General features: G+C 71.9%; 23 protein-coding genes and 1 pseudogene. 12 read left to right on the plus strand and 12 right to left on the minus strand.

The features are described from left to right. Position 1 precedes the first annotated feature (1 nt). The 4 genes from ACFVZH_RS21760 (at position 2) to ACFVZH_RS21775 (ending at position 7,817) form a co-directional block, all read left to right on the plus strand. Positions 2-2,389 (plus strand): xanthine dehydrogenase family protein molybdopterin-binding subunit, encoded by a 2,388-nt coding sequence (locus ACFVZH_RS21760; RefSeq protein WP_384899287.1) that lies wholly within the window; start codon positions 2-4, stop codon positions 2,387-2,389. A gap of 304 nt (positions 2,390-2,693) precedes the next feature. Continuing rightward, the gene (locus tag ACFVZH_RS21765) at positions 2,694-4,166 is read left to right on the plus strand and encodes an NCS2 family permease (protein WP_384899288.1); all 1,473 of its coding nucleotides are present in this window, start codon (positions 2,694-2,696) and stop codon (positions 4,164-4,166) included. 40 nt (positions 4,167-4,206) lie between these two features. Continuing rightward, entirely contained in the window at positions 4,207-5,343 is a 1,137-nt protein-coding gene (locus tag ACFVZH_RS21770) for an XdhC family protein (RefSeq protein WP_384899290.1), read from the plus strand. Between the two features lie 260 nt (positions 5,344-5,603). Further along, entirely contained in the window at positions 5,604-7,817 is a 2,214-nt protein-coding gene (locus ACFVZH_RS21775; RefSeq protein ID WP_384899292.1) for a discoidin domain-containing protein, read from the plus strand. Positions 7,818-7,875: 58 nt separating this feature from the next. On the opposite strand, the gene ACFVZH_RS21780 is transcribed toward ACFVZH_RS21775, so the two are convergent. After that, positions 7,876-9,192, minus strand: a complete 1,317-nt coding sequence (locus tag ACFVZH_RS21780; RefSeq protein ID WP_384899294.1) for an ROK family protein — start codon at positions 9,190-9,192, stop codon at positions 7,876-7,878. Between the two features lie 158 nt (positions 9,193-9,350). Then, complete coding sequence (locus ACFVZH_RS21785) at positions 9,351-9,956, minus strand: TetR/AcrR family transcriptional regulator (RefSeq protein WP_384899296.1); 606 nt, start codon at positions 9,954-9,956, stop codon at positions 9,351-9,353. A gap of 117 nt (positions 9,957-10,073) precedes the next feature. Between ACFVZH_RS21785 and ACFVZH_RS21790 the strand changes: the two genes are divergently transcribed. After that, entirely contained in the window at positions 10,074-11,222 is a 1,149-nt protein-coding gene (locus tag ACFVZH_RS21790) for an acyl-CoA dehydrogenase family protein (protein WP_384899298.1), read from the plus strand. 131 nt (positions 11,223-11,353) lie between these two features. Here the strand turns inward: ACFVZH_RS21790 and ACFVZH_RS21795 are convergent, their stop codons facing one another. Together ACFVZH_RS21795 and cynR are read right to left on the minus strand one after the other, a co-directional pair. After that, positions 11,354-11,917: a heme-binding protein gene (locus ACFVZH_RS21795; RefSeq protein ID WP_384899438.1), complete on the minus strand. Its 564-nt coding sequence runs from the start codon at positions 11,915-11,917 to the stop codon at positions 11,354-11,356. 151 nt (positions 11,918-12,068) lie between these two features. Further along, complete coding sequence (cynR, locus tag ACFVZH_RS21800) at positions 12,069-12,977, minus strand: transcriptional regulator CynR (RefSeq protein WP_384899300.1); 909 nt, start codon at positions 12,975-12,977, stop codon at positions 12,069-12,071. A gap of 94 nt (positions 12,978-13,071) precedes the next feature. Here cynR and ACFVZH_RS21805 point away from each other — a divergent pair. After that, positions 13,072-13,656, plus strand: a pseudogene (locus ACFVZH_RS21805) (carbonic anhydrase); the annotation flags it as partial. A gap of 72 nt (positions 13,657-13,728) precedes the next feature. Next, positions 13,729-14,199: a cyanase gene (gene cynS, locus ACFVZH_RS21810; protein ID WP_384899440.1), complete on the plus strand. Its 471-nt coding sequence runs from the start codon at positions 13,729-13,731 to the stop codon at positions 14,197-14,199. Positions 14,200-14,205: 6 nt separating this feature from the next. Here the strand turns inward: cynS and ACFVZH_RS21815 are convergent, their stop codons facing one another. Next, entirely contained in the window at positions 14,206-14,817 is a 612-nt protein-coding gene (locus tag ACFVZH_RS21815; RefSeq protein ID WP_384899302.1) for a TetR/AcrR family transcriptional regulator, read from the minus strand. 281 nt (positions 14,818-15,098) lie between these two features. Here ACFVZH_RS21815 and ACFVZH_RS21820 point away from each other — a divergent pair, with 281 nt between their 5' ends. The 3 genes from ACFVZH_RS21820 (at position 15,099) to ACFVZH_RS21830 (ending at position 17,174) form a co-directional block, all read left to right on the plus strand. Then, positions 15,099-15,860, plus strand: coding sequence for an SDR family NAD(P)-dependent oxidoreductase (locus tag ACFVZH_RS21820; RefSeq protein WP_384899304.1), 762 nt, complete (start codon positions 15,099-15,101; stop codon positions 15,858-15,860). A gap of 88 nt (positions 15,861-15,948) precedes the next feature. Next, positions 15,949-16,656 (plus strand): TetR family transcriptional regulator, encoded by a 708-nt coding sequence (locus ACFVZH_RS21825; RefSeq protein WP_384899306.1) that lies wholly within the window; start codon positions 15,949-15,951, stop codon positions 16,654-16,656. Positions 16,657-16,790: 134 nt separating this feature from the next. Further along, positions 16,791-17,174, plus strand: a complete 384-nt coding sequence (locus tag ACFVZH_RS21830; protein ID WP_384899308.1) for a zinc ribbon domain-containing protein — start codon at positions 16,791-16,793, stop codon at positions 17,172-17,174. Positions 17,175-17,235: 61 nt separating this feature from the next. Here ACFVZH_RS21830 and ACFVZH_RS21835 read toward each other — a convergent pair whose 3' ends face one another. The 3 genes from ACFVZH_RS21835 to ACFVZH_RS21845 are packed head-to-tail and all read right to left on the minus strand — an operon-like array spanning position 17,236 to position 20,218. Continuing rightward, entirely contained in the window at positions 17,236-18,192 is a 957-nt protein-coding gene (locus ACFVZH_RS21835; RefSeq protein ID WP_384899309.1) for an electron transfer flavoprotein subunit alpha/FixB family protein, read from the minus strand. Between the two features lie 39 nt (positions 18,193-18,231). After that, positions 18,232-19,017, minus strand: coding sequence for an electron transfer flavoprotein subunit beta/FixA family protein (locus ACFVZH_RS21840; protein ID WP_384899311.1), 786 nt, complete (start codon positions 19,015-19,017; stop codon positions 18,232-18,234). Positions 19,018-19,045: 28 nt separating this feature from the next. After that, positions 19,046-20,218: an acyl-CoA dehydrogenase family protein gene (locus ACFVZH_RS21845; RefSeq protein WP_384899313.1), complete on the minus strand. Its 1,173-nt coding sequence runs from the start codon at positions 20,216-20,218 to the stop codon at positions 19,046-19,048. Positions 20,219-20,344: 126 nt separating this feature from the next. Between ACFVZH_RS21845 and ACFVZH_RS21850 the strand changes: the two genes are divergently transcribed. Beyond that, entirely contained in the window at positions 20,345-21,670 is a 1,326-nt protein-coding gene (locus tag ACFVZH_RS21850; RefSeq protein WP_384899315.1) for a UDP-glucose dehydrogenase family protein, read from the plus strand. 112 nt (positions 21,671-21,782) lie between these two features. Here ACFVZH_RS21850 and ACFVZH_RS21855 read toward each other — a convergent pair whose 3' ends face one another. The 4 genes from ACFVZH_RS21855 to ACFVZH_RS21870 form a co-directional block, all read right to left on the minus strand. Further along, positions 21,783-22,697, minus strand: a complete 915-nt coding sequence (locus ACFVZH_RS21855) for a membrane dipeptidase (RefSeq protein WP_384899317.1) — start codon at positions 22,695-22,697, stop codon at positions 21,783-21,785. 121 nt (positions 22,698-22,818) lie between these two features. Continuing rightward, positions 22,819-24,015 (minus strand): dipeptidase, encoded by a 1,197-nt coding sequence (locus ACFVZH_RS21860; protein WP_384899319.1) that lies wholly within the window; start codon positions 24,013-24,015, stop codon positions 22,819-22,821. After that, the gene (gene purE, locus ACFVZH_RS21865; RefSeq protein WP_384899442.1) at positions 24,012-24,509 is read right to left on the minus strand and encodes a 5-(carboxyamino)imidazole ribonucleotide mutase; all 498 of its coding nucleotides are present in this window, start codon (positions 24,507-24,509) and stop codon (positions 24,012-24,014) included. Before purE ends, ACFVZH_RS21860 begins: the two co-directional genes overlap by 4 nt. Positions 24,510-24,544: 35 nt before the next feature. After that, positions 24,545-25,684, minus strand: coding sequence for a 5-(carboxyamino)imidazole ribonucleotide synthase (locus ACFVZH_RS21870; protein ID WP_384899320.1), 1,140 nt, complete (start codon positions 25,682-25,684; stop codon positions 24,545-24,547). A gap of 187 nt (positions 25,685-25,871) precedes the next feature. Here ACFVZH_RS21870 and ACFVZH_RS21875 point away from each other — a divergent pair, with 187 nt between their 5' ends. Then, positions 25,872-26,387: a GtrA family protein gene (locus tag ACFVZH_RS21875; RefSeq protein WP_384899322.1), complete on the plus strand. Its 516-nt coding sequence runs from the start codon at positions 25,872-25,874 to the stop codon at positions 26,385-26,387. The last annotated feature ends 8 nt before the right edge of the window (positions 26,388-26,395 follow it).

A 26,395-nucleotide genomic window follows, 5' to 3' on the forward strand; every position in this document is an offset into this window, starting at 1 on the left:
CATGGCTGGCACCACCACGGGCATCCCCCGCGACGTCACCCAGAACCACGTCAAGGGCGGCATCGGCGAGTCCACGCTCCGCCCCGACGGCACCCTCAAGGTCACCGGCGAGTTCGCCTACTCCTCGGACATGTGGCACGAGGACATGCTGTGGGGCCAGGTCCTGCGGTCCACCCTCGCGCACGCCGAGATCGTGTCCATCGACATCTCCGAGGCCCTCGCGATGGACGGCGTCTACTCCGTCATGACGCACGAGGACCTGCCGGCCGCGAAGAACTACGGCATGGAGTTCCAGGACACCCCGGTCCTCGCCTACGGCAAGGTCCGTCACCACGGTGAGCCGGTCGCCCTCGTGGCCGCCGACCACCCGGAGACCGCCCGCCGCGCCGCCGCCAAGATCAAGATCGAGTACCGGGAGCTCCCGGTCGTCACGGACGAGGCATCGGCCACCGCCCCGGACGCGATCCTGGTCCACGAGGGCCGCGACGACCACCACTCGGGTCACGTCCCGCACCCCAACATCGTGCACCGCCAGCCGATCATCCGCGGCAACGCCGACGAGGCCGCCAAGCGGGCCGACGTCATCGTCAAGGGCGAGTACACCTTCGGCATGCAGGACCAGGCATTCCTCGGCCCCGAGTCCGGCCTCGCCGTACCGGCCGAGGACGGCGGCGTCGACCTGTACGTCGCCACCCAGTGGCTGCACTCGGACCTCAAGCAGATCGCCCCCTGCCTCGGCCTGCCCGAGGAGAAGATCCGTATGACCATGGCGGGCGTCGGCGGAGCGTTCGGCGGCCGCGAGGACATCTCGATGCAGATCCTCGCCTCGCTGCTCGCCCTGCGCACCGGCAAGCCCGTCAAGATGGTCTACAACCGGTACGAGTCCTTCTTCGGGCACGTCCACCGGCACCCGGCGAAGCTCTACTACGAGCACGGTGCCACCAAGGACGGCAAGATCACGCACATGAAGTGCAAGATCGTGCTCGACGGCGGCGCCTACGCCTCGTCCACGGCGTCGGTCGTCGGCAACGCCTCCTCCCTCTCGGTCGGCCCGTACGTCATCGACGACGTCGAGATCGAGGCGATCGGCCTCTACACCAACAACCCGCCCTGCGGCGCCATGCGCGGCTTCGGCGCGGTCCAGGCGTGCTTCGCCTACGAGGCCCAGATGGACAAGCTCGCGGCGAAGCTGGGCATGGACCCGGTGGAGCTGCGCCAGCTCAACGCCATGGAGCAGGGCACGATCATGCCGACCGGCCAGGTCGTGGACTCGCCGGCCCCGGTCGCCGAGCTGCTCCGCATGGTCAAGGCCCGCCCGATGCCGCCGGAGCGCCAGTGGGAGACCGCCGGCGAGGGCGCGGACGTCCGCGCGCTGCCGGGCGGCCTGTCCAACACCTCGCACGGCGAGGGCGTCGTGCGAGGCGTCGGCTACGCGGTCGGCATCAAGAACGTCGGCTTCTCCGAGGGCTTCGACGACTACTCGACCGCCAAGATCCGTCTCGAGGTCATCAACGGCGAGCCCGTCGCGCTGGTCCACACCGCCATGGCGGAGGTCGGCCAGGGCGGTGTCACCATCCACGCGCAGATCGCCCGCACCGAGCTCGGCGTCCAGCAGGTCACCATCCACCCCGCCGACACCCAGGTGGGCTCGGCCGGTTCGACCTCCGCGGGCCGCCAGACGTACATGACCGGCGGCGCCATCAAGAACTCCTGCGAGATCGTCCGCGAGAAGGTCCTGGAGATCGGCCGGCGCAAGTTCGGCACGTACCACCCGGCGTGGGCCAACGCCGAACTCCTCCTGGAAGGCGGCAAGGTCGTCACCGACGGCGGCGAGGCCCTCGCCACCATCGCGGACGTCCTGGAGGACCAGGCCGTGGAGGTCGAGGAGGAGTGGCGGCACCGCCCCACCCAGGCATTCGACCTCGTCACCGGCCAGGGCGACGGCCACGTCCAGTACGCCTTCGCCGCCCACCGCGCGGTGGTGGAGGTCGACACCGAGCTGGGCCTGGTCAAGGTCATCGAACTGGCCTGTGCCCAGGACGTCGGCAAGGCGGTCAACCCGCTCTCCGTGGTCGGCCAGATCCAGGGTGGCACCACCCAGGGCCTGGGCGTCGCGGTGATGGAGGAGATCATCGTCGACCCGAAGACCGCGAAGGTGCGCAACCCCTCCTTCACGGACTACCTGATCCCGACGATCCTCGACACGCCGACCATCCCGGTCGACTACCTCGAACTGGCCGACCCCAACGCGCCGTACGGCGTGCGGGGCATCGGCGAGGCCCCGACCCTGTCGTCCACCCCGGCCGTCCTCGCGGCGATCCGGGCGGCGACGGGCCTGGAGCTCAACAAGACGCCGGTCCGCCCCGAGGCGCTCACCGGCACGCTGTAGGACTCTCCGGGCGGTGCGTGCCTCCCAGGAACGTCACACTTCCCCGCTCGCACCGCCCGGAGCAACCCCCGCGAGGCCGGTACCACCGGCACCACCGGGGGAGCCGCACCACCGGCAGTACCCCGAAGTACCCCCGCAGTACCCGTAGTAACGAAGTAACCGCAGTGCCGATTCACTCCGTTCGCCTCGGGCCGTCCCCCGGGTCGTGCAGCCCACGCAGCATCCCAAATCCCGCAGCTTCACCAGATCAGAAGCCCTTCGAAATCTGACGCGGGTGTCCCTTTGAACCTTGGGAGTAGGCCCCATGACCCAGTCGTCTGTGGAGCCCAAGACCGCATCGGAGGATGCGGGCTCCGGCTCCAACGTCCCCGCCGGCCGTTCTTGGCTCGACCGGTACTTTCACATCTCGGAGAGAGGATCCACCGTCGCGACGGAGATCCGCGGCGGCGTCACCACCTTCATGGCGATGGCGTACATTCTCCTGCTCAACCCGATCCTCCTCGGAGGCCCGGACGTCGAGAAGCACGTCCTCGCGTCCTCGGCCGTCATCACCGCGACCGCCTTCGCGGCGGCGGTGACCACCCTGCTGATGGGCTTTGTCGGCAAGGTGCCGCTCGTCCTCGCTGCGGGACTCAGCGTCTCCGGTGTGCTCGCCACCCAGGTCGTGCCCCAGATGACATGGCCGCAGGCCATGTCCATGTGTGTCGTCTACGGTGTGGTGATCTGCCTTCTGGTGGTCACCGGTCTCCGCGAGATGATCATGAACGCCATTCCGCTGCCGCTCAAGCACGGCATCACCATCGGCATCGGCCTCTTCATCGCCCTGATCGGCTTCAACAAGGCCGGCTTCGTCGGCGCCGGCCCGCAGTTCGGTCCGCCCGTCACCCTCGGCGCCGGCGGTGAGCTGGTCGGCTGGCCCGTACTGATCTTCGCCGTCACCCTGCTCGCGATCTTCGCGCTCCAGGCCCGCAAGGTGCCGGGCGCGATCCTCATCGGCATCGTCGCCGGCACCGTCATCTCGCTGATCGTCAACGCGGTCGCCGACGTCCCGGCCAAGGGCCCCGGCTCCTGGGCCAACGGCGCCCCGGAGCTCAAGGGCAGCGCGGTCTCCAGCCCCGACTTCTCGCTCATGGGCGACGTCGACTTCGGCGGCTGGGGCGACGTCGGCTACATCACGGTCGGCGTGATCGTCTTCACGCTGGTGCTCGCCGGCTTCTTCGACGCCATGGCCACCATCATCGGTGTCGGCACCGAGGCCAACCTCGCCGACGACAAGGGCCGGATGCCCGGCCTGTCCAAGGCGCTGTTCATCGACGGCGCGGGCGGTGCGATCGGCGGCGTCTCCGGCGCCTCCGGCCAGACCGTCTTCGTGGAGTCCGCCACCGGTGTCGGCGAAGGCGCCCGGACCGGCTTCTCCTCGGTGATCACCGGCCTGTTCTTCGCGGCCTGCCTCTTCTTCACGCCGATCACCCAGATCGTGCCCCGCGAGGTCGGCTCCGCCGCCCTGGTCGTCATCGGCGCGATGATGATGATGAACGCCAAGCACGTGAACTGGGGTGACAGCTCCGTCGCCATCCCGGTCTTCCTGACCGTCGTGCTGATGCCGTTCACCTACAGCATCACCCCGGGCGTCGCGGCCGGCGTCATCGCCTACACCGTCATCAAGGTGGCGCAGGGCAAGGCGCGCGAGGTCGGCCCGTTCATGTGGTGCCTGACCGCGATATTCATCGTGTTCTTCGCCCTTCACCCGATCGAGGGCTGGCTGGGCGTCAGCTGACGCCTGGCCCCGTCCTCCACACACAGCCAAGGAGACCGAAATGCTGGACATCGCCGAAGAGCTGCACCGGTGGGTCGAGCAGGGACGCGCCTTCGCCGTCGCCACCGTGGTGGCCGTAGGCGGCAGCGCGCCCCGGCAGCCGGGTGCCGCCCTCGCCGTCGACAGCGAGGGCACGGCGATCGGCTCGGTCTCCGGCGGGTGTGTGGAGGGCGCGGTCTACGACCTCTGCGTCCAGGCCCTCGAAGACGGCAGGACCGTCGTCGAGCGGTTCGGATACAGCGACGAGGACGCCTTCGCGGTCGGCCTGACCTGCGGCGGCGTCATCGACATCCTCGTCACCCCGGTCCGCGGCGGGGTCTTCCCCGCCGCGGTCGCGGCCGCCGCCACGGGGGAGGCGGCGGCCCTGGCCCGTATCGTCGACGGGCCCGAGGAACTGAGGGGCGCGGCGCTCCTGGTCCGTCCCGACGGCTCGTACGAGGGGAAGCTCGGCGGCCACCCCGAGCTGGACCGCACCGCGGCGGGCGAGGCCCGCGCGATGCTCGACGCGGGCCGCACCGGCACCGTGGAGATCGGCGAGGACGGCAGCCGCTGCGGGCAGCCGCTGACCCTTCTGGTCGAGTCCTCGGTCCCCGCCCCGCGCATGATCGTCTTCGGCGCCATCGACTTCGCCGCCGCCCTCGTCCGGGTCGGCAAGTTCCTCGGCTACCACGTCACCGTCTGCGACGCGCGGCCCGTCTTCGCGACGCCGGCCCGCTTCCCCGAGGCCGACGAGATCGTCGTCGAGTGGCCCCACCGCTACCTGGCGTCCACGGCGGTGGACGGCCGCACGGTCCTGTGCGTCCTCACCCACGACGCCAAGTTCGACGTGCCCCTCCTGCACGCCGCCCTCAAGCTTCCCGTCGCGTACATCGGCGCGATGGGCTCACGCCGCACCCACGAGGACCGCAACAAGCGGCTCCGCGAGGTCGGTGTCACCGAACTCGAACTCGCCCGGCTGCGCTCCCCGATCGGCCTCGACCTCGGTGCCCGTACGCCGGAGGAGACCGCCCTCTCGATCGGCGCCGAGATCGTCGCCAACCGCCGCGGCGGCAGCGGCCTCTCCCTCACCGGTGCCCACACCCCGATCCACCACGACGGCCCCCGCGAGCCCGACGGCCGCATAGGTTCCGTCGCCTGACCCCCTCCCTTCCCGTCCCGCCCCTTCCCGGGTGACGCCGTCGCGCGTCACGGGGGAGGGGCGGAGTCGTACCCGGGGTCGGCGGAGCCGTAGCCGGGGGAAGTGTCGTCCGGGGGCGCCCGTTGTTTCTCGCTACTTAATGCAGGCCAAAAGAAAAGTCTTGTCGAATGCCTTGACCCTCACCCGCCACAACCGCAACCATCTGCTGCGGAGAGCGCGCTCCTCCTCCAACTCCCCCTCATCCCCGAGGAGATCGACCCATGCCCGCAGCCGGCACCCGCGTCGCGCCACCCCCACCCCCGACCGGCCCAGCGCCGCACCCCGTCCCCCGCCCCGGAACCCGCCGGGCCACCGCGGCCGCCCTGGTCACGGCCCTCCTCGCGGGCCTGCTCGCCCTCGTCGCGGCGCCCCCCGCCGCGGCCGCCCCCGTACTCCTCTCGCAGGGCAGGCCCGCCACCGCCTCCAGCCAGGAGAGCGGCGGCACCCCGGCCACCGCCGCCGTCGACGGCGACCCCGGAACCCGCTGGTCCAGCGCGTTCGCCGACCCTCAGTGGATCCAGGTCGACCTGGGCGCCCCCGCCGCGCTCAGCAGGGTCGACCTGCGCTGGGAGACCGCGTACGGCAAGGCGTACCGCATCGAGCTCTCCACCGACGGCAGCACCTGGACGAGCGCGTACAGCACGGCGAACAGCCCCGGCGGCAACGAGTCCCTGCCCGTCACCGGCACCGCCCGCTACGTCCGGGTGTACGGCACCGCCCGGGCCACCGGATACGGCTACTCGCTCTGGGAGTTCCAGGTGTACGGCTCCGGCGACAGCGGCCCGGTCCTTCCCGGCGGCGGCGACCTCGGCCCGAACGTGCACGTCTTCGACCCGTCCACGCCCGGCATCCAGGCCAAGCTGGACGAGGTCTTCACCCAGCAGGAGTCGGCCCAGTTCGGCACCGGCCGGCACGCCTTCCTCTTCAAGCCCGGCACCTACAACGGCCTCAACGCCCAGATCGGCTTCTACACCCAGATCGCCGGACTCGGCCTGCGCCCCGACGACACCACCATCAACGGCGACGTGACCGTCGACGCGGGCTGGTTCAACGGCAACGCCACCCAGAACTTCTGGCGCGCCGCCGAGAACCTCGCCCTCAACCCGGTCAGCGGCACCGACCGGTGGGCCGTCTCACAGGCGTCCTCGTTCCGCCGCATGCACGTCAAGGGCGGCCTGAACCTCGCCCCCGACGGTTACGGCTGGGCCAGCGGCGGCTACATCGCCGACTCGAAGATCGACGGCCAGGTCGGCAACTACTCGCAGCAGCAGTGGTACACCCGCGACAGCGCCATCGGCGGCTGGTCCAACAGCGTGTGGAACCAGGTCTTCTCCGGCGTCGAGGGCGCTCCGGCGCAGGGCTTCCCCGAGCCCCGCTACACCACCCTCGACAACACGCCCGTCTCCCGCGAGAAGCCCTTCCTGTACTGGGAGGGCGGCGAGTTCAAGGTGTTCGCCCCCGCCAAGCGCGTCAACGCCCGCGGCACCAGCTGGGGTTCGGGCACCACGCAGGGACAGTCGATCCCGCTGAGCCGGTTCTACGTGGTCAAGCCCGGCACCACCGCCGCCACCATGAACGCGGCCCTGCGCCAGGGACTCCACCTGCTGTTCACCCCCGGCGTCTACCACGTCGACCAGCCGATCCAGGTCGACCGCGCCGACACGATCGTCCTCGGCCTCGGCCTCGCCACGATCATCCCCGACAACGGGGTGGCCGCGATGAAGGTCGCCGACGTCGACGGCGTCCGGCTCGCGGGCTTCCTGATCGACGCCGGACCGGTCAACTCCCCGGTCCTGCTGGAGGTCGGCACGCAGAACGCCGCCGCCGACCACGCCGCCAACCCCACGACCGTCCAGGACGTGTACCTCCGCGTCGGCGGCGCCGGTCCCGGCAAGGCCACCGTCGCCATGGCGGTCCACAGCGACGACACGATCGTCGACCACACCTGGGTCTGGCGTGCCGACCACGGCGAGGGCGTCGGCTGGGAGACCAACCGCGCCGACTACGGCGTCCGGGTGTACGGCGACGACGTCCTGGCCACCGGCCTGTTCGTCGAGCACTTCAACAAGTACGACGTCGAGTGGTTCGGCGACCGCGGCCGCACGATCTTCTTCCAGAACGAGAAGGCGTACGACGCGCCGAACCAGGCGGCCGTCCAGGACGGGCCCCACAAGGGCTACGCCGCCTACCGCGTCGACGACTCCGTCACCACCCACGAGGGCTGGGGACTCGGCAGCTACTGCTACTACAACGTGGACCCGACGATCCGTCAGGACCACGGCTTCCGGGCCCCGGTGAAGCCCGGCGTCAGGTTCCACGACCTGCTCGTGGTCTCCCTCGGCGGCAACGGGCAGTACGAGCACGTCATCAACGACGTCGGGGCGCCGACCTCGGGCACCTCCACCGTGCCGTCCACCGTGGTCTCGTACCCCTGATCCGCACCACGGACCGCCCCGCGGTCCTCCCCGTATGACGGACCGGGCGGCGCACCTCTCAGTGCGCCGTCCGGTCCCGTACGGTCGACGCCCAGGCCGGCTGCTCGCCGGGGGCCTCCGCCTCGGACTCCGCGCGCCGTCCGCCCCGGGAGAAGAAGTCGTCCAGCGGCAGGATCGCCGCACCGACCGTGACCGCGTCCGGCCCCAGCTTCCCCATGCCGATGGCGACCCGCGCCGCCGGGTACGCCAGGGCGTACTCCATCGCGTGGCCCTTGACCGTCTCCAGGAAGCGGGCGCCGAGCTGGAGGCCGGCCCAGCCGCCGACGAGGATGCGCTCGGGCTGGAAGAGGTTGATCAGGTCGGCGAAGCCGGCGCCGAGGTACTCGGCGGTCTCCTCCAGGACGCCCAGAGCCGCGGCGTCGGGCTCCTTGTCCGGATCGGCGGGGTAGGCCGCGGCGAGCATCGAGGTCAGGGCCGTCTCCTCGTCCGCGCCGGCCGGGGGCCGCCCGCCGGCCTCGCGCCAGCGTTCGAGCAGCGCCTCGGCGCCCGCGTACGCCTCCAGGCAGCCCAGGGCGCCGCAGCGGCACCGCCGGCCGCGGACCCGTACCGTCAGGTGGCCCCATTCGAGAGCCCGGCCGGGCCCCATCGGATCCGTCACGACACAGGCGCCGACGCCCGAACCGAAGAGCACGACCACGGCGCTGCGGGCGCCCCGCCCGGCGCCGAACCACATCTCCGCCTGGCCCAGGGTCTTGGCGCCGTTGTCGATCCAGTACGGCACCGAAGCGGGCAGGGCCCCGGTCGCGCGCAGCAGCCGCTCCAGCGGGACGGCGTCCCAGCCGGTCGTCTGCCCGTGCACCACGGCGCCGTCCTCGGGGGTCGGCGCCACGATCCCCGGCACGCCGACCCCGACGCCGAGGAGACGCTCGGGGGGTATGTCCGCGGTCCGCAGCACCTCGGCGATGCCCTCGCGGATGTGCTCCACGACGACCCCGACCTCGTACCGGTCGTGCGGGTGGGGGCTGTCGGCCGCCAGCGGGCGTTCGGTGCGCGCGAGTTCGGTGAGGGTGAGATCGAACAGCTCGACCCGGACCCGGGTCTCGCCGACGTCCACGCCGATCATGCAGCCGCTGCCCGGGGTGACCCTGAGCAGGATGCGGGGGCGCCCGCCGGCCGAGTCGACGCTGCCCGCCTCCTCCACCAGACCCTCGGAGACGAGCTCCGCCACCACGTTGCTGACCGAACCCGAACTCAGTCCGGTCGCGGGGCCCAGCTCGAAACGGCTCATCGGCCCGTCGAAGTACAGGCGCTGGAGGACTGCGGTGCGGTTCTCGCGTCGCAGGTCACGCACGGTGCGGCCGTTCCGCATGGTCACTGGGCCCCCTGGTGGAGTAGTCCTCAGCTCAACATACCGCTGACGGATTCGCCGTCCCCTCTTGTCTTTGGCATTAACTCGCCCTCTGAAGTAAGCGGGCGGGACGCCTTCCCGAGGTGCGCCCGGGCACCGGGGGGACCGCCGGTGCCGCGGGGAGGTCAGGCCCTGCGGAGGCCGCTCAGGAGCAGCTCGGCCAGCTGCTCGTACGCCTCGGCGTCGGCGAGGCCGGTGGCCGCGGCCACCTGGCGCCGCTGGATGCGGACCATCACCGAGGAGATGACGTCGGCCGCGAAGGTCACGTGCACCTCGCGGAAGACGCCCGCGCGCACGCCCTCCTCGATCAGCTGCTGGACCCGGCCGGCCGCCGCGCGCGTGTTGCGCTCGTACACCTCCGCCGCCGGCTCGAACGCCGCCACGTCGTCGAAGAACTGCGGAGAGACCGGCGCCAGCTCGGCCGAGACCGCCCGCAGATAGGCGGCGAGGCGCTCGGCCGGATCGGTCGCGGCGGCGAGGACCGCCTCGACCCGGGCCGTGGCCCGCCGGAAGAAGTGCACGACGGCAGCCCGGACCAGCTGTTCCTTGCTGCTGGCCAGGCCGTACAGCGTCCGCTTCGAGCAGCGGAGCCGCGCGGCGAGATCGTCGAGCGTCAGCCGGGCGAAACCCTCGCCGACGAGGAGGGCGACGAGCTCCTCGAAGAGGGCGGAGCGGCGGGCCGCGCCGCGGCCCGTCAGCTTCGGGGCGTCGGCGGCTGAGGTCTCGATCACCAGGTCAGTATTCCAGGCCGGCGTTCCCGGGGGGTTACGGCGGTTCCCTTCTGCGCTACTCTCATCGGTACTGCAGTACCTTCCCCAGTACCACTTTGCGCGCCGCTGGAGTCGCACATGGATGTCGACCGCCTGCTTCCCACCCCCGAGGCAGCGGACCTCATCGCCCTCACCCGGGAGATCGCCGACAAGGAGCTCTCTCCGCGGGTGGACGAGCACGAGGCTGCCGAGACCTATCCCGAAGGGCTCTTCGCGACCCTGGGCGAGACCGGGCTCCTCGGCCTGCCGTACCCGGAGGAGTACGGCGGCGGAGGCCAGCCCTACGAGGTCTACCTCCAGGTCCTGGAGGAGCTCGCCGCACGCTGGGCGGCCGTCGCCGTCGCCACCAGCGTCCACACCCTCGCCTGCCACCCCCTGCACACCTTCGGCACCCCCGAGCAGAAGGAACGCTGGCTGCCCGCGATGCTGGAGGGCCGCACCATCGGCGGCTACAGCCTCTCCGAGCCGCAGGCCGGCTCCGACGCCGCCGCCCTCGCCTGCAAGGCCGAGCGGCAGGACGACGGCAGCGGCTACCGCGTCACCGGCACCAAGGCGTGGATCACCCACGGCGGCAAGGCCGGCTTCTACGCGCTCTTCGCCCGCACCGCGCCCGGCAGCCACGGCATCTCCTGCTTCCTCGCCCCCGGCGCCACCGAGGGCCTGAGCTTCGGGGTTCCCGAGCGCAAGATGGGCCTCCAGGCGGTACCCACCACCTCCGCGTACTGGGACGGCGCCCTCCTGGAGGCGGACCGGCTCGTCGGGGACGAGGGCCAGGGCCTCCAGATCGCCTTCAGCGCCCTCGACAGCGGCCGCCTCGGCATCGCCGCCTGCGCCACCGGCCTCGCCCAGGCCGCCCTCGACACCGCCGTCGACTACGCCAACCAGCGCACCACCTTCGGCCGCCGGATCATCGACCACCAGGGCCTCGGCTTCCTCCTCGCCGACATGGCCGCAGCCGTCGACGCGGCCCGCGCCACCTACCTGGACGCGGCCCGCCGCCGCGACCTCGGCCGACCCTTCAGCCGCCAGGCCAGCGCGGCCAAGCTCATCGCCACCGACACCGCCATGAAGGTCACCACCGACGCCGTCCAGGTCCTCGGCGGCTACGGCTACACCCGCGACTTCCCCGTCGAGCGGTACATGCGCGAGGCGAAGATCATGCAGATCTTCGAGGGCACCAACCAGATCCAGCGCCTGGTCATCAGCCGGGGGCTGGCGCAGGCGTAGGAGCCACGACGCCGCAGCACCCGAGAGCCCCCTTCTCACCCGAGAAGGGGGCTCTCGCCACCCCCGGGGAGTGACGGAACGCGCCGTCCTGGGGCGCGCCAGGGACCGAGGGTGCCGCCGGTGTCAGGGGGTTACTTGCCGAGGGTGGCGACGCCGGCCTGGGCGAACTTCTCGTCGAGGTCGCCGGAGGGGGCGCCGGCGACGCCGATGCCGGCGATGGGGGCGCCCTTGGCGGTGACGGGGGCGCCGCCGGCGAGGAAGAGGGTGCCGGGGATGTCCTTCAGCGTGGGGGCGTTGGTGAGGCGCTTGGCGAGTTCGGAGGTGGGGGCGTTCCAGGAGACGGCGGTGTACGCCTTCTTCACGGCGGACTCGTAGGACTGCGGGCCGGCGCCGTCGCCGCGGAGGGTGACGATGGTGTTGCCGTTGCGGTCGACGACGGCGACGGAGACGCGCTGGTTCTCCTTCTCCGCGGCGTCCAGGGTCGCCTGCGCGGCCTTCGTCGCGGCCTCGATCGTCAGGTGCGTCGACCGCGTCGTGTTCTTGTTCTTCGCGTCCGCCTTGGCGACGGCCGCGGCGGGGGCGGCCGTCGTGTTCTCGCCGGTGGCGCTCGCCGAGTAGGCGCCGAAACCACCGAGGGCGAGCGCGGCGACGATCGCGCCACCGGTCACGACACGGGTGCGCGAGGTCTTCTTCACGTGCTTCATGGGGTCTGCTCCAGTGGACTCGGTGGACTTCGCGGGCCGTCGGAAGTGCGTGGCCCGCTTCCCTTCCATCCTTGGGGCGCCCCCACGCCCGGCCCGTCGTCGTCCCGGCTGCACCCGGCGCCCGCAACGGCGGACCCCGAGGTCATCCGATCGGTTGACCCCCTTCGCCCTCGCCCCAGCCCGTGGCCAGTTCCGTGAACGCCCGCGTGGCCGCGCTCCGGTAGTCGGCCGCGCGGCGCAGGAGGGTGACGCCGCGGGTCGCCAGGGCGGGGGAGAGCGGTACGGGGCTCAGATGCGGGTGGTCCCGGGTGACGGCGTCGGGCAGGACGGTGGCCAGGGTGGTGCGCCGGACGATCTCGGTGAGGGCGCCGACCGCGTTGGCCTCCACCGCGATCCGGGGCCGGAGGCCGTGCTCGGAGACGTACGCGTCGATGTGCCGCCGGGTGGCGAAGTCCCGGCTGAGCAGGGCGAGGTGATGGTGGTTCAGCTCCTCGGCCGGCACGGGCTCCGTCCGGCCGGCGAAGGGGTGGCCGGGGCCCACGACCAGGCCGAGGGTCTCGGTGAACAGCTCGGTGGCCTCGATGCCCGGCGGGTGGCCGCTCGCGAAGGCGATGCCGAGGTCGAGGCGGTCGGCGAGGAGTTCGGCCTCGATGCGGTCCTGGGTCAACTCCCGTACCTCCACGGTGATGCCCGGGTGGCGGGTGTGGAAGGCGGCGACGAGAGGGCCGGTGAGGTAGGCGGTGTAGGTGGGGGTGGCGGCGAGTCGTAGATGGCCCCTGGACAGGTCGTGCACGTCGTGGACCGCCCGTTCGCCGGCCGCCAGGTCCTGGAGTGCGCGCCGGGCGTACCCGGCGTACGCCTCCCCGGCGTCGGTGAGGCGCACGGTACGGCCGGTGCGGTCCAGGAGCAGCACCCCGAGGGCCTTCTCCAGCTGCTTGATCTGCTGGGACAGCGTCGGCTGGGCGATCCGGAGCTCTTCGGCGGCGCGCGTGAAGTTGGCGTGCTCGGCGACGGCGAGCAGATAGCGGAGATGGCGGAGTTCCGGCTGCATGGAACGAGTGTAGAGCGGACCATAGATAGCATCTATAGCAGACATCGACAGTGCGTCTTGGACGCTATACCTGCTGGTCGTGCAGGCTGAGGACATGCCTCATCTCGCCGAGGGAATCGCCCGCTTCCAGCGGGAGGTCTTCCCTGCCAAGGCCGGTCTCTTCGCCCGCCTGGCCACCGACCACCGCCCCGGGACGCTGTTCATCGGCTGCTCGGACGCCCGCGTCGTACCCGAACTGATCACCCAGACCGACCCCGGGGAACTCTTCGTCGTCCGCACCGCGGGCAACCTCGTCCCCGCCCACACCCCGGGCGGCGACGGGGTGGCCGCGGCCGTCGAGTACGCCGTCACCGTCCTCGGCGTCCAGGACGTCATCGTCTGCGGGCACTCCGCCTGCGGCGCGATGACCGCGCTCGCCGAGGGCCGCGACCTGAGCGGCGCGCCCACCGTCGCCACCTGGCTCCGCCACGCCGACGCCTCCCTGGCCCGCACGGCCGCGGCGGGCCGGCCGGGGGACGTGGCCGCCCTGGTACGGGAGAACGTCGCCGCCCAGCTCGCGAACCTCGCCACCCACCCCTCGGTGGCCCGCGCCCTCGCCGAGGGAGCCGTACGGCTGCACGGCTGGGTCTTCGACATCGCCGACGGCACCGTCGAGGAGCTCACCGCCCCGCAGCGCCCCCCCGCTCGCGGCCTGACCCTCGCCTCGCCCCTCCTCCGCAGCACACCACCCACAGGAAAGGACGTCCCTCTCATGGTGCACGCCCAGTTCGACCCCACCGCCCGCCGTGAACTCGCCGTCGCCGCCGTCGAGGCCAAGATCGTCAAGGACCTGACCTGGCAGCGGATCGCGGACGCCGCCGGCCTCTCCGTCGCCTACACCACCGCCGCCGTACTCGGCCAGCACGCCCTTCCGGAGGCGTCCGCGAAGGCGGTCGCCGACCTCCTCGGCCTCGACGAGGACGCCGTCCGGCTCCTCCAGGCCATCCCCACCCGAGGCTCCCTCGACGGCTCCGTCCCCACCGACCCGACGATCTACCGCTTCTACGAGATGCTCCAGGTCTACGGCACCACGCTCAAGGCCCTCGTCCACGAGGAGTTCGGCGACGGCATCATCTCCGCGATCAACTTCAGGCTCGACGTGAAGAAGGTCGCCGACCCCGAGGGCGGCGAGCGCGCGGTCATCACCCTCGACGGCAAGTACCTGCCGACCAGGCCCTTCTGACGAGGGTCACCCGGCGGCCGGAGCCGCCTCGGCGCCCAGCAGGGCCAGCGAGTCCGCCCACAGGACGCCGAGGCGCCCCGGATCGTCGTACAGCTTCGCGAAGAGGACCTGTCCTTCGAGCTGGGCGACCAGGGCCCGGGCGGCCGCGCGGGTGTCGGCGACCCTGACCTCGCCGCGCCCGCGCGCGTCCGCGACGGCCCCCTCCAGCAGCAGGACCTGCTCGTCGAAGATCTCCCGCAGCCGCGTCCGGACGCTCTCCGTCCGGGTGCTCATCTCCAGCGCCAGATTGCCGAGCAGACAGCCCGTGACCGCCCCGCAGGTCTCCCGGTCGGCGCGCAGGCCGTCCTCGGCGTACGCGTACAGCCGTCGCAGCCGCGCGAGCGGAGGGACGTCCGCGGCCAGCGCGCGCTCCCACCCGGCACGCCGGCCGGCCCAGTGCTCGTCGACGACGGCGAGGGCGAGTTCCTCCTTCGAGGCGAAGAAGTAGTAGAAGCTCCCCTTCGGGACGCCGGCCGCCGCGCAGATCTCGGCCACGCCCAGGGCGGAGTAGCCGCGCGACAGCAGCAGTGCCTCCGCGGCGGTCAGGATGCGCTCCCGCGCGTCGCTCGTTCGCCCCATGGCGAGAGTCTACGACCGGTCGACTACCTCCTCGCGAACGCGTGACCTCCCCCTCGCGCGCGTGCCCCCTCCTCCCTCCCCTCGCGCGCGCGTGCCCCCGCCCGCCGCGGTGCCTTCCCCTCCTCGCGAGCGCGCGGCCTGCGCTTCCTGCGGTGCGGCAGGCGGTTCTATGGTGGGCGGCGCAGATCGCGCGGACCGCGCGGTCCTCCGCGGGCACGCGCCCGATCCGGCGGCCATCCCGGCGGCAGGGTCGCACCCGCACGACACGAACGAGGAGTTCCATGGACATCGCCGGCTCCGCCGCTCTCGTCACCGGTGCCGCTTCCGGTCTCGGTGCCGCCACCGCCGCCGCGCTCGCCGCCCGCGGCGCCACCGTCTACGGCCTGGACCTCGACAAGGCGGTGGCCGCCGCGGGGCCGCTCCCGGAGGGCGTCCGGCTGCTCGCCGCCGACGTCACCGACGAGGGGCAGGTCCGCGAGGCCCTCGCCGCGCTCGACGCCGACGGCGCCGAGCTCCGGCTCGCCGTGAACTGCGCCGGCATCGCCCCGTCCGCCCGCATCCTGGGCCGCAAGGGACCGCACGACCTCGACCTGTTCCGTACGGTGCTCAACGTCAACCTGCTCGGCACGTTCAACGTGATGCGGCTCGCCGCCGAGGCCATCGCCCGGCACGAGCCCGACGAGCACGGTCAGCGCGGCCTCGTCGTGAACACGGCCTCCATCGCCGCCTTCGAGGGCCAGGTCGGCCAGATCGCGTACGCCGCCTCCAAGGCGGGCGTCGCCGGCATGACCGTCACCGCCGCCCGTGACCTGGCGCAGTTCGGCATCCGGGTCGTCACCATCGCCCCCGGCATCGTCGACACCCCGATGATGGCCGGCTTCGGCGAGGAGGTCAGGGCCGGTCTCGCCGCGAGCGTCACCTTCCCGCAGCGCCTGGCCCGCCCGGAGGAGTACGCCCGGCTCGTCACGATGATCGCCGAGCACGACTACCTGAACGGCGAGACGATCCGGATGGACGGCGCCCTGCGCATGGCGCCCCGCTGAGCCTCCGTACCCCCTGGAGAGCACTCGGTGCCGGATTGATCCGGCACCAAGTGCCACAGGGGATCGGTCCGGGTGTTAGGTTCGGGCCATGGGAACAGCGTCGACGAACTCCACGAAGCCCGCGATGCGGGACTCCCTCATCGCCGCGGCCTTCCAGCTCTTCCTCGAGCGGGGCTACGAGCAGACCACGGTCGACGACATCGTCACGCTCGCCGGCGTCGGCCGGCGGTCCTTCTTCCGGTACTTCCCGTCGAAGGAGGACGTGGTCTTCCCCGACCACGAACAGTGCCTCGCCGACATGACCCGGTTCCTGGCGGCGAGCGCCGACTCCGACGACCCGGTCGTCCGGGTCTGCGACGCCGCCCGGCTCGTCATGCGGATGTACTCCGAGAACCCCACCTTCTCCGTGCAGCGCTACCGGCTCACCCGGGAGGTGGCCGGACTGCGCACCTACGAGCTCTCGGTCGTCTGGCGGTACGAGAAGACCCTCGGCGACTACCTGCGCACCCGGTGGGCCGACCGCAGGGACGGCACCCTGCGCGCCAACGTGGCCGCGGCGGCCGTGGTCGCCGCCCACAACCACGCCCTGCGGCACTGGCTGCGCTCGGGCGGGGAGGGCGACCCCCAGGCGGAGGTCGACCACGCCCTGGAGTTCGTACGCGCCACCTGGAGCCCGGACGCGGCGACGGAGACGCCGGCCGAGGAGTCCGAGGACATCGTCGTGGTGATCACCAAGCGGTCCACCCCCATGTGGCGCGTGGTGCGCGAGGTCGAGTCGAGCCTCGGCGAGAGCTGACCCGAGGGGCGCTCGCGGTCACGGGGTTCTCAGTATCTCGAATTGAGGGAACTCAGGTCTTTATTTCATGGCACTCAGTGCCATATCTTTGCTCCCATGCACGGTCGAGCCGCCGAGTGCAAGGAGAAGGCATCGTGTTCACCACGGGACTGAGGAGCGGGACCACGGTCCAGGCCGACGAAACGGCCCCCGACTCCGAGCTCTACTTCCAGCGCTGCCGCTGGTGCCACACCACGGCGTTCCAGCGCCTGCTCTGTCCGACCTGCGGGTCGACCGAGCTCGAGCCCGAACTCAGCGAGGGCGAAGGCGTGATCTCCGTACGGCGCGGGGTCGCCGCCGCCGACGCGGACCTCTGGCCCGTCCACATGACGGAGGGCTTCGTGGTCCGCTGCCGTGTCGACGGACCCCTGCACGCGGTACGCCCCGGGGTCCGGGTCAAGCTCGCCGGCAGCACCGTCGCCGGGCGCCGGCCGGTCGTCCGGCTCTGCGAGGAGGTCCCGCTCGACAACTGGTACTGAGCGCGGACACGAAGAAGGGGGCGGGTGGCACAGAGTGCCACCCGCCCCCTTCTCGCTGGGATCAGCGCGAGCCGATCTCGTCCGTCAGCTGCGGCAGCACCTCGAAGAGGTCGCCGACCACGCCGTAGTCGACCAGGTCGAAGATCGGGGCCTCGGGGTCCTTGTTGACCGCGACGATCGTCTTCGACGTCTGCATGCCGGCCCGGTGCTGGATCGCGCCGGAGATGCCCGCCGCGACGTACAGCTGCGGCGAGACCTGCTTGCCGGTCTGGCCGACCTGGTTGGAGTGCGGGTACCAGCCGGCGTCCACGGCGGCGCGGGAGGCGCCGACGGCCGCGCCGAGCGAGTCGGCCAGCTTCTCGACGACCGCGAAGCCCTCGGCCGCGCCGACGCCGCGGCCGCCGGAGACCACGATCGCGGACTCGGTCAGCTCGGGGCGGCCGGTGGAGACGCGCGGGGTGCGCGAGACGACCTTGGCGGCGTTGCCGGTGAAGGCGACGGTGACGTTCTCGACCGTACCGGCGGCCGCGGCGGCCTCCGGGGCGGCGGAGTTCGGCTTCACGGTGATGACCGGAACGCCGCGCGAGACCGTCGACTTCACCTGGTACGACGCGGCGAAGACCGACTGCGTGGCGACCGGGCCGCTGTCACCGGCCTCCAGCTCCACGGCGTCGGTGATCAGGCCGGAGCCGAGGCGCAGCGCGACCCGGGCGGCGATCTCCTTGCCCTCGCCGGAGGAGGTCACCAGGACGGCGGCCGCCCCCTTCTCCTGGGCGAGCTGGGTGAGCGCGTCGACCTTCGGCACGACCAGCTGCTCGGTGAACTCCGCGCCATCCGCGACGTACACGGTGGCCGCGCCGTACTCGCCGGCCTTGGCGGCGATGGCGGCGGCGGCCTCGCCGGCGCCGAGGACGACCGCCGACGGCTCGCCGATGCGGCGGGCCAGGGTCAGCAGTTCGAGGGCCGGCTTGCGGACCGCACCGTCGGCGTGGTCCACGAGAACCAGGATCTCAGCCATGATTCGTAGCTCCTGTGTGGGTGGGTGACCGGCGGCGGGTCAGATGAACTTCTGGGTGGCGAGGAAGGCGGCGAGCTGCTTGCCGCCGTCGCCCTCGTCCGTGACGATCGTGCCCTGGGTACGGGCCGGACGGGCGGTGGCGGAGTCGACCAGGGTCCACGCCCCGGCCAGGCCCACCTCGTCGGCGTCGATGTCCAGGTCGTCGAGGTCCAGCTCCTCGACCGGCTTCTTCTTGGCGGCCATGATCCCCTTGAAGGAGGGGTAGCGGGCCTCGCCGGACTGGTCGGTGACCGAGACGACGGCCGGCAGCGGGGCCTCCAGGAGCTCGGTGGCGGCGTCGCCGTCACGGCGGCCCTTCACCAGGCCGTCCTCCACGGAGAGCTCCGAGAGCAGGGTGACCTGCGGCAGGCTCAGCCGCTCGGCGAGCAGCGCCGGCAGCACGCCCATCGTGCCGTCGGTCGAGGCCATGCCGCAGACGACCAGGTCGAAGCCGGTCTTCTCCAGCGCCTTGGCCAGGATCGCGGAGGTGGCGATGACGTCGGAGCCGTGGATGTCGTCGTCGTTGACGTGGACGGCCTTGTCGGCGCCCATGGAGAGCGCCTTGCGCAGCGCGTCCTTGGCGTCGTCCGGGCCCACGGTCACGACGGTGACCTCGGCGTCGTCGGCCTCCTCCGAGATGCGCAGCGCCTGCTCGACGGCGTACTCGTCCAGCTCCGACAGCAGACCGTCGACGGCCTCGCGGTCGGTCGTCAGGTCATCGGCGAAACCGCGGTCGCCGGTCGCGTCGGGGACGTACTTCACACAGACTGCGATCTTCAGGGTCACGGCCTGTCTCCTTTCAACGGGCTGGTGGTTACGGGAGGTTGCGGGCCATGACGATGCGCTGGACCTGGTTGGTGCCTTCGTAGATCTGGGTGATCTTGGCGTCGCGCATCATGCGCTCGACGGGGTAGTCGCGGGTGTAGCCGTAGCCGCCGAGGAGCTGGACGGCGTCGATGGTGACCTCCATGGCGACGTCGGAGGCGAAGCACTTGGCGGCGGCGCCGAAGAAGGTGAGGTCCTCCTTGTCGCCGCCGGCGGAGACGCGCTCGGACTTGGCGGCGGCGGCGTAGGTGAGCTGGCGGGCGGCCTCGAGCTTCATGGCCATGTCGGCGAGCATGAACTGCACGCCCTGGAAGTCGGCGATGGGCTTGCCGAACTGCTTGCGTTCCTTGACGTAGCCCTTGGCGTAGTCGAGGGCGCCCTGGGCGATGCCGATGGCCTGGGCGGCGATGGTGACGCGGGTGTGGTCGAGGGTCTTCATGGCGGTGGCGAAGCCGGTGCCCTCGGCGCCGATCATGCGGCTGGCGGGGATGCGGACGTTGTCGAGGTAGACCTCGCGGGTGGGGGAGCCCTTGATGCCGAGCTTCTTCTCCGGGGCGCCGAAGGAGACGCCCTCGTCGGACTTCTCCACGACGAAGGCGCTGATGCCCTTGGAGCGCTTGTCGGGGTCGGTGACGGCCATCACCGTGTAGTACTCCGAGACGCCGGCGTTGGTGATCCACCGCTTGACGCCGTTGAGGACCCAGAAGTCCCCGTCGCGCACCGCGCGGGTCTTCATCCCGGCCGCGTCGGAGCCCGCGTCGGGCTCGGACAGGGCGTAGGAGAACATCGCGTCGCCCTTGGCCAGCGGGCCGAGGTAGCGGTGCTTGAGCTCCTCGGAGCCCGACAGGATCACCGGGAGCGAGCCGAGCTTGTTGACGGCCGGGATCAGCGAGGAGGAGCCGCACGCGCGGGCGACCTCCTCGATCACGATGACCGTGGCCAGCGCGTCCGCGCCGGCGCCGCCGTAGGTCTCCGGGACGTGCACGGCGTGCAGGTCGTTGGCGACCAGCGCGTCCAGCGCCTCCTGGGGGAAGCGGCCCTCCTCGTCCACCGCCGCGGCGAACGGAACGATCTTCGCCTCCGCGAGAGCACGGACCGACTCCCGGAGCATCTCGTGCTCCTCGGAGGGCCGGTAGAGGTCGAAATCGGCAGAACCTGACACGCTCACTCACTCCCACGCTTGCTAACTACCGTTAAGTAACCCAAATGGTAGGGCGTGCCGGGGCCCCGGACCAGGGCACGACTATGCTCGGGCAGGCATTCCGCCCGACGTTCACTGGAGACCCGCATGGCCCTGAAGATCACCGTGATCGGCACCGGCTACCTCGGCGCCACCCACGCCGCGGCCATGGCGGAACTGGGCTTCGACGTGCTCGGCCTCGACGTCGTCCCCGAGAAGATCGAGATGCTGGCCGCCGGGCGCGTCCCGATGTACGAGCCGGGCCTCGAGGAACTCCTCGCGAAGCACGTGGCCGGCATCGAGGGATCGAGCGGGCGGCTGCGCTTCACCACCTCCTGGGAGGAGGTGGGCGCCTTCGGCGACGTGCACTTCGTCTGTGTGAACACCCCGCAGAAGCACGGCGAGTACGCCTGCGACATGAGCTATGTGGACGCCGCCTTCGCCTCCCTCTCCGAGGTCGTCCGCGAAGGGGCCCTGGTCGTCGGGAAGTCGACCGTGCCCGTCGGTTCGGCCGAACGGCTCGCGGCGGTACTGCCGGAGGGCGTGAAGCTGGCCTGGAACCCGGAGTTCCTGCGGGAGGGCTTCGCCGTCCAGGACACCCTGCACCCGGACCGGATCGTCGTCGGCGTCCACGACGAGGCGGCGGAGAAGGTGCTGCGCGAGGTGTACGCCGTCCCGGTCTCCGAGGGCTCGCCGTTCGTGGTGACCGACTTCCCGACGGCCGAGCTGGTGAAGACGTCGGCGAACTCCTTCCTCGCCACGAAGATCTCCTTCATCAACGCGATGGCCGAGCTGTGCGAGGCCGCGGGCGCCGACGTCGCCAAGCTGGCCGAGGCCATCGGGCACGACGACCGGATCGGCGCGAAGTTCCTGCGCGCCGGCATCGGCTTCGGCGGCGGCTGCCTGCCCAAGGACATCCGGGCCTTCATGGCCCGCGCCGGCGAGCTGGGCGCCGACCAGGCGCTGACCTTCCTCCGCGAGATCGACTCGATCAACATGCGGCGGCGCGGCCAGATGGTGGAGATGGCGCGGGAGGCCCTCGGCGGGTCCACCTTCCTGGGCCGCCGGGTGGCCGTGCTCGGCGCCACCTTCAAGCCCGACTCGGACGACGTCCGCGACTCCCCCGCGCTCAACGTCGCCGGCCAGATACACCTCCAGGGCGGCCAGGTCACCGTCTACGACCCCAAGGGCATGGACAACGCGCGCCGCGTCTTCCCCACCCTGGGATACGCCGACTCGGCCCTGGAGGCCGTGCGCGGGGCGGACGTGGTGCTGCACCTGACGGAGTGGCGGGAGTTCCGCGAGCTCGACCCGGCGGAGCTCGGCGCGGTGGCGACCTCGCGGGTGATCCTGGACGGCCGCAACGCGCTGGACGCGGAGCGCTGGCGGGCGGCCGGCTGGACGTACCGGGCGATGGGCCGCCCCCGCGCCTGAGACCCGCGGACGGCCGGGCACACGGACGGCCGGGCCCACGGGCATACGGGCATACGGGCATACGGAAGGAGGGGGCGCACGTGGTGCGCCCCCTCCTTCCGCGTACGTGCGGTCAGGCCGCGGCCGGGCGGATGCGGTTCGTCCGGGCCAGGAACTCCGTCTCCCGCAGCGCGCGGGTGACGTTGGCGTGCGCGAGCCCGACCAGCTCCTGGGCGGTCCACTCCCGGCGGAGCAGCTCCGCGAAGAGCGGCACGTAGCCGACGGCCGGGTCGGTGGTGTGCGAGACGCCCGCGCAGCGCGCGCCCGCCTCCGTCCGCACCCGGTCGAGGACGTCGGCGACGGCGGCCGGGTCGTCGGTCACCGTGACCATGCAGACGGCGCCGTTCCCGCCGAGGAGGCGCAGCACGTCGTCCGGCAGGCCCTCCGGGGCCGCCCGGGTCAGCAGGGCCGGGGCGCGGGTCACCGCCAGGGTGCGGCGGACCGCGTCCTGGTCGGCTCCGGAGAGGTCCACGGCCAGGCCGATGCGGTTCATCTCCCGTACGGCCTCACGGGCGAAGCGGTCGAACCGGGTGAGGTTCACGGCCCGTACGCCCAGCGCGTGGTACGCCCGCAGGGTGGCCGCCGAGCCGCCGAGCGCGGTCCAGCCGACCGGCCCGAGCAGCGCGGCGACCCGGCCGCAGTTGCGGGCGTGGGCCATCTCGGAGGTGGTGTACGCGAGGCGCAGCTCCTCCGGGCAGGCGGCGACGACGGCCCGGACGGCGTCGATCCGGCGCAGGGTCCCTATGACGCCCTCGTCGGCCTCCACGTGCAGCGACCATAGCTGGGCCCCGGCCTCCGCGGCGCGGACGGGCGGCAGGTCCTCGGGGTCGAGGGAGCCGGGGAGTTCGGCGTATCCCTCGGTGACGGGCTGGGCGGCCAGGATGGCCCGGGCGCGTGCCGTCTCGTCGGGTGGCCCGGGTGGGTCGGGCTCGCAGGCGGCCGCGGGGACGGTGGAGAGAGTGGGATGGTCGTCTAGCAGTTCCGCCATGGTCTTACTCCGAACTCGGCGATGCAGTACCGCCCCGCCGAGTGCGGCGGGGCAGTACCGTCCACCGTGCCACCGGCCCCCTCGGGGGGCTCGGCGGGCTACGCCGTCCGGGTGAGGGCGGCTACGGCGTGTCGAGCGCGTCGAGGGTGGCGTTCGACGGGGCCGTGCGGCCCTTCAGGTCGCGGGAGACGGCTTCCGCGTCGCGGAGGGCGCGGACCGCGTTGGACCAGGTCAGCTTGGCGAGGTCCGGCCGGGACCAGCCGCGGTGCAGGAGCTCCGCGATCAGGTTCGGGTAGCCCGCGACGTCGTCGAGACCGGCCGGGGTGAAGGCCGTTCCGTCGTAGTCGCCGCCGATGCCGATGTGGTCGATGCCGGCGGCCTCGCGCATGTGGTCGAGGTGGTCGGCGACCGTCGCGGCGGTGGCGATCGGACGGGGGTTCGCCTCCTCGAAGGCGCGGTGCAGCTTCATGGCCTCGGCCGTGGTGTCGAGGTGGTCGAAGCCGTGCGCCCGGAGGTTGTCGTCCGCCCGCGCGGTCCACTCGACGGCCGCGGGGAGGATGAACTTGGGCACGAACGTGGCCATCGCCACGCCGCCGTTGGCGGCCAGCCGCTCCAGGACGTCGTCCGGGATGTTGCGCGGGTGGTCGCAGACCGCCCGGGCCGAGGAGTGCGAGAAGATCACCGGCGCGGTCGAGGTGTCGAGCGCGTCGCGCATGGTGGTGGCGGCGACGTGCGAGAGGTCGACGAGCATGCCGGAGCGGTTCATCTCGCGGACGACCTGCCGGCCGAAGGCGGAGAGACCGCCGACGCCGGGCTCGTCGGTCGCCGAGTCCGCCCAGTCGTTGTTGTCGTTGTGCGTGAGCGTCATGTACCGCACGCCCAGGGTGTGCAGGGCGCGCAGGGTGGCGAGGGAGTTGTTGATCGAGTGGCCGCCCTCGGCGCCCTTGAGGGAGGCGATACGGCCCTGCGCGCGGGCCGCCTCCATGTCGTCCGCCGTCAGCGCGGGGGCCAGGTCGGCGGCGTACCGCTCCAGGAGCTGGTCGACGATGTCGATCTGCTCCAGGGTGGCGCTGACCGCGTCGTCGCCGGCCAGCCGGCACGGCACGTACACGGACCAGAACTGGGCGCCGACGCCGCCGGCCCGCATCCGGAGGAGGTCGGTGTGGAGCGCGCCGGTCTGGTCCGCGCCGATGTCCAGGCGGTCCAGGTCGTAGCGCACGTGCTCGCGCAGCGCCCACGGCAGGTCGTTGTGACCGTCCACGACGGGCGCGGAGGCCAGGAGTTCCCGGGCCTCCGCGAGGCGCTCGGCGGCGCTCACTTGGCGAAGCCGAACGACTCCGCGCCCTCGACCTTGGCCCGCAGGCGCTTGCCCTTCTCGGTCGCCTGGTCCTTCAGCTCCTGCTGGAACTCGACCATCCGGGCCAGCAGTTCGGGGTCGTGCGTGGCGAGGATGCGGGCCGCGAGCAGGCCCGCGTTGCGGGCGCCGCCGACGGAGACCGTGGCGACCGGGACACCGGCCGGCATCTGCACGATGGAGAGCAGCGAGTCCATGCCGTCGAGGTACTTCAGCGGCACCGGGACGCCGATGACGGGCAGCGGGGTGACGGAGGCGAGCATGCCGGGCAGGTGGGCGGCGCCACCGGCGCCCGCGATGATCGCCTTGAGGCCGCGGCCGGCGGCCTCCTCGCCGTACGCGATCATCTCGTGCGGCATCCGGTGCGCGGAGAGGACGTTGACCTCGTAGGGGATCTCGAACTCGTCGAGGGCCTGCGCGGCGGCCTCCATGACGGACCAGTCGGAGTCGGATCCCATGGCGATGCCCACGGCGGGGGAGGTGCTGATGCTGCTCACTCGGTGATCGTTCCTCGCAGGTAGCCGGCGGCGTGGCGGGCGCGCTCCAGCACGTCGTCCAGGTCGTCGCCGTAGGTGTTGACGTGCCCCACCTTGCGGCCGGGCTTCACGTCCTTGCCATACATGTGGATCTTGAGCTGCGGGTCCCTGGCCATGCAGTGCAGGTACGCGGAGTACATGTCCGGGTAGTCGCCGCCCAGGACATTGGACATCACGGTCCACCGCGCGCGGGGGCGCGGATCGCCGAGGGGCAGGTCGAGAACCGCCCGGACGTGGTTGGCGAACTGCGAGGTGATCGCCCCGTCCTGCGTCCAGTGGCCGGAGTTGTGCGGGCGCATCGCCAGCTCGTTGACGAGGATGCGGCCGTCCGTGGTCTGGAACAGCTCCACGGCGAGGTGGCCGACGACGCCGAGCTCCTTGGCGATGCGGAGCGCCAGTTCCTGCGCCTCGCCCGCGAGCGTGTCGTCGAGGTCCGGAGCGGGCGCGATCACCGTGTCGCAGACGCCGTCGACCTGACGGGACTCGACGACCGGGTAGGCGACGGCCTGGCCGTGGGGGGAGCGGACGATGTTCGCCGCGAGCTCGCGGACGAAGTCGACCTTCTCCTCGGCGAGGACCGGGACCCCCGCGAGGAACGGGTCGCGGGCGTCCGCCTCCGTGCGCACGAACCAGACGCCCTTGCCGTCGTAGCCGCCGCGCACGGTCTTGAGGATGATCGGGAAACCGCCGACCTCGGCCGCGAAGGCCACCGCGTCCGCCGCGTCCGCGACGATGCGGTGGCGGGGGCTGGGCGCGCCGATCTCGTCGAGCTTCGCGCGCATCACCCCCTTGTCCTGGGCGTGCACCAGCGCGTCGGGCCCGGGGCGGACGGGGATGCCGTCCGCTTCGAGGGCCCGCAGGTGCTCGGTGGGCACGTGTTCGTGATCGAAGGTGATCACGTCACAGCCGCGAGCGAAGTCACGCAGCGTGTCCAGGTCGCGGTAGTCGCCGATGACGACGTCGCCGACGACCTGGGCCGCGGAGTCCTGCGGGGTGTCGCTGAGGAGCTTGAACTGGATGCCGAGGGGGATGCCCGCCTCGTGGGTCATACGCGCGAGCTGACCGCCGCCGACCATGCCTACTACGGGGAACGTCACCCTCTTAGGGTATCCGCACCATCGGTGAACACTCGTCCGGCTGTGGTTTGGCACAAGCGGAGCGCAGGTCCCGAGCCGGTTTCCCCATGGTTTACGAGGTACTCGGGCGGGTGAGAGGGGTGCTGGTTAGCATGGTTGGGTTGACGTCGCCCGGACGTCACCCGGACGGACGGACAGAGCCATCACCATGAGTGAATCCGGCGCGCTGCGCACGCGACTCAACGGGCTCTTCCGCGAGGTCGCCAAGTTCGGGGTGGTGGGCGGTCTCGGCGTCCTCGTCAACCTCGGCGTCTTCAACGTGGTGCGCGGCGCCACGGAGCTCCCGGTGGTGCGGGCCAGCCTGATCGCCACCGTGGTCGCGATCGCCTTCAACTACGTGGGCTTCCGTTACTTCACGTACCGCGACCGGGACAAGTCGGGGCGCACCAAGGAACTGTCCCTGTTCCTGCTGTTCAGCGTGGTCGGCATGGTCATCGAGAACGGCGTGCTCTACGCGGCGACGTACGGCTTCGGCTGGGACGGTCCGCTGGCGAGCAACTTCTTCAAGTTCTTCGGGATCGGGATCGGGACCCTGTTCCGCTTCTGGTCGTACCGCACCTGGGTGTTCCGCGCGCTGCCGGCGAAGGAGGCGGTGCAGACCGCCGAGTCGTTCCTGGAGCAGGCGCCGCGGCAGTCGGCGCGCCGCCAGCCCGACCGCGTCTGACCACCCCC

The organism is Streptomyces sp. NPDC059534, from assembly GCF_042743475.1.
GTDB lineage: Bacteria > Actinomycetota > Actinomycetes > Streptomycetales > Streptomycetaceae > Streptomyces.

Coding starts and splice junctions, on each gene's coding strand:
- ACFVZH_RS21760 (WP_384899287.1), top strand. CDS start 2: ATGGCTGGCACCACCACGGGCATCCCCCGCGACGTCACCCAGAACCAC.
- ACFVZH_RS21765 (WP_384899288.1), top strand. CDS start 2,694: ATGACCCAGTCGTCTGTGGAGCCCAAGACCGCATCGGAGGATGCGGGC.
- ACFVZH_RS21770 (WP_384899290.1), top strand. CDS start 4,207: ATGCTGGACATCGCCGAAGAGCTGCACCGGTGGGTCGAGCAGGGACGC.
- ACFVZH_RS21775 (WP_384899292.1), top strand. CDS start 5,604: ATGCCCGCAGCCGGCACCCGCGTCGCGCCACCCCCACCCCCGACCGGC.
- ACFVZH_RS21790 (WP_384899298.1), top strand. CDS start 10,074: ATGGATGTCGACCGCCTGCTTCCCACCCCCGAGGCAGCGGACCTCATC.
- cynR (WP_384899300.1), bottom strand. CDS start 12,977: ATGCAGCCGGAACTCCGCCATCTCCGCTATCTGCTCGCCGTCGCCGAG.
- cynS (WP_384899440.1), top strand. CDS start 13,729: ATGGTGCACGCCCAGTTCGACCCCACCGCCCGCCGTGAACTCGCCGTC.
- ACFVZH_RS21815 (WP_384899302.1), bottom strand. CDS start 14,817: ATGGGGCGAACGAGCGACGCGCGGGAGCGCATCCTGACCGCCGCGGAG.
- ACFVZH_RS21820 (WP_384899304.1), top strand. CDS start 15,099: ATGGACATCGCCGGCTCCGCCGCTCTCGTCACCGGTGCCGCTTCCGGT.
- ACFVZH_RS21825 (WP_384899306.1), top strand. CDS start 15,949: ATGGGAACAGCGTCGACGAACTCCACGAAGCCCGCGATGCGGGACTCC.
- ACFVZH_RS21835 (WP_384899309.1), bottom strand. CDS start 18,192: ATGGCTGAGATCCTGGTTCTCGTGGACCACGCCGACGGTGCGGTCCGC.
- ACFVZH_RS21850 (WP_384899315.1), top strand. CDS start 20,345: ATGGCCCTGAAGATCACCGTGATCGGCACCGGCTACCTCGGCGCCACC.
- ACFVZH_RS21855 (WP_384899317.1), bottom strand. CDS start 22,697: ATGGCGGAACTGCTAGACGACCATCCCACTCTCTCCACCGTCCCCGCG.
- purE (WP_384899442.1), bottom strand. CDS start 24,509: ATGGGATCCGACTCCGACTGGTCCGTCATGGAGGCCGCCGCGCAGGCC.
- ACFVZH_RS21875 (WP_384899322.1), top strand. CDS start 25,872: ATGAGTGAATCCGGCGCGCTGCGCACGCGACTCAACGGGCTCTTCCGC.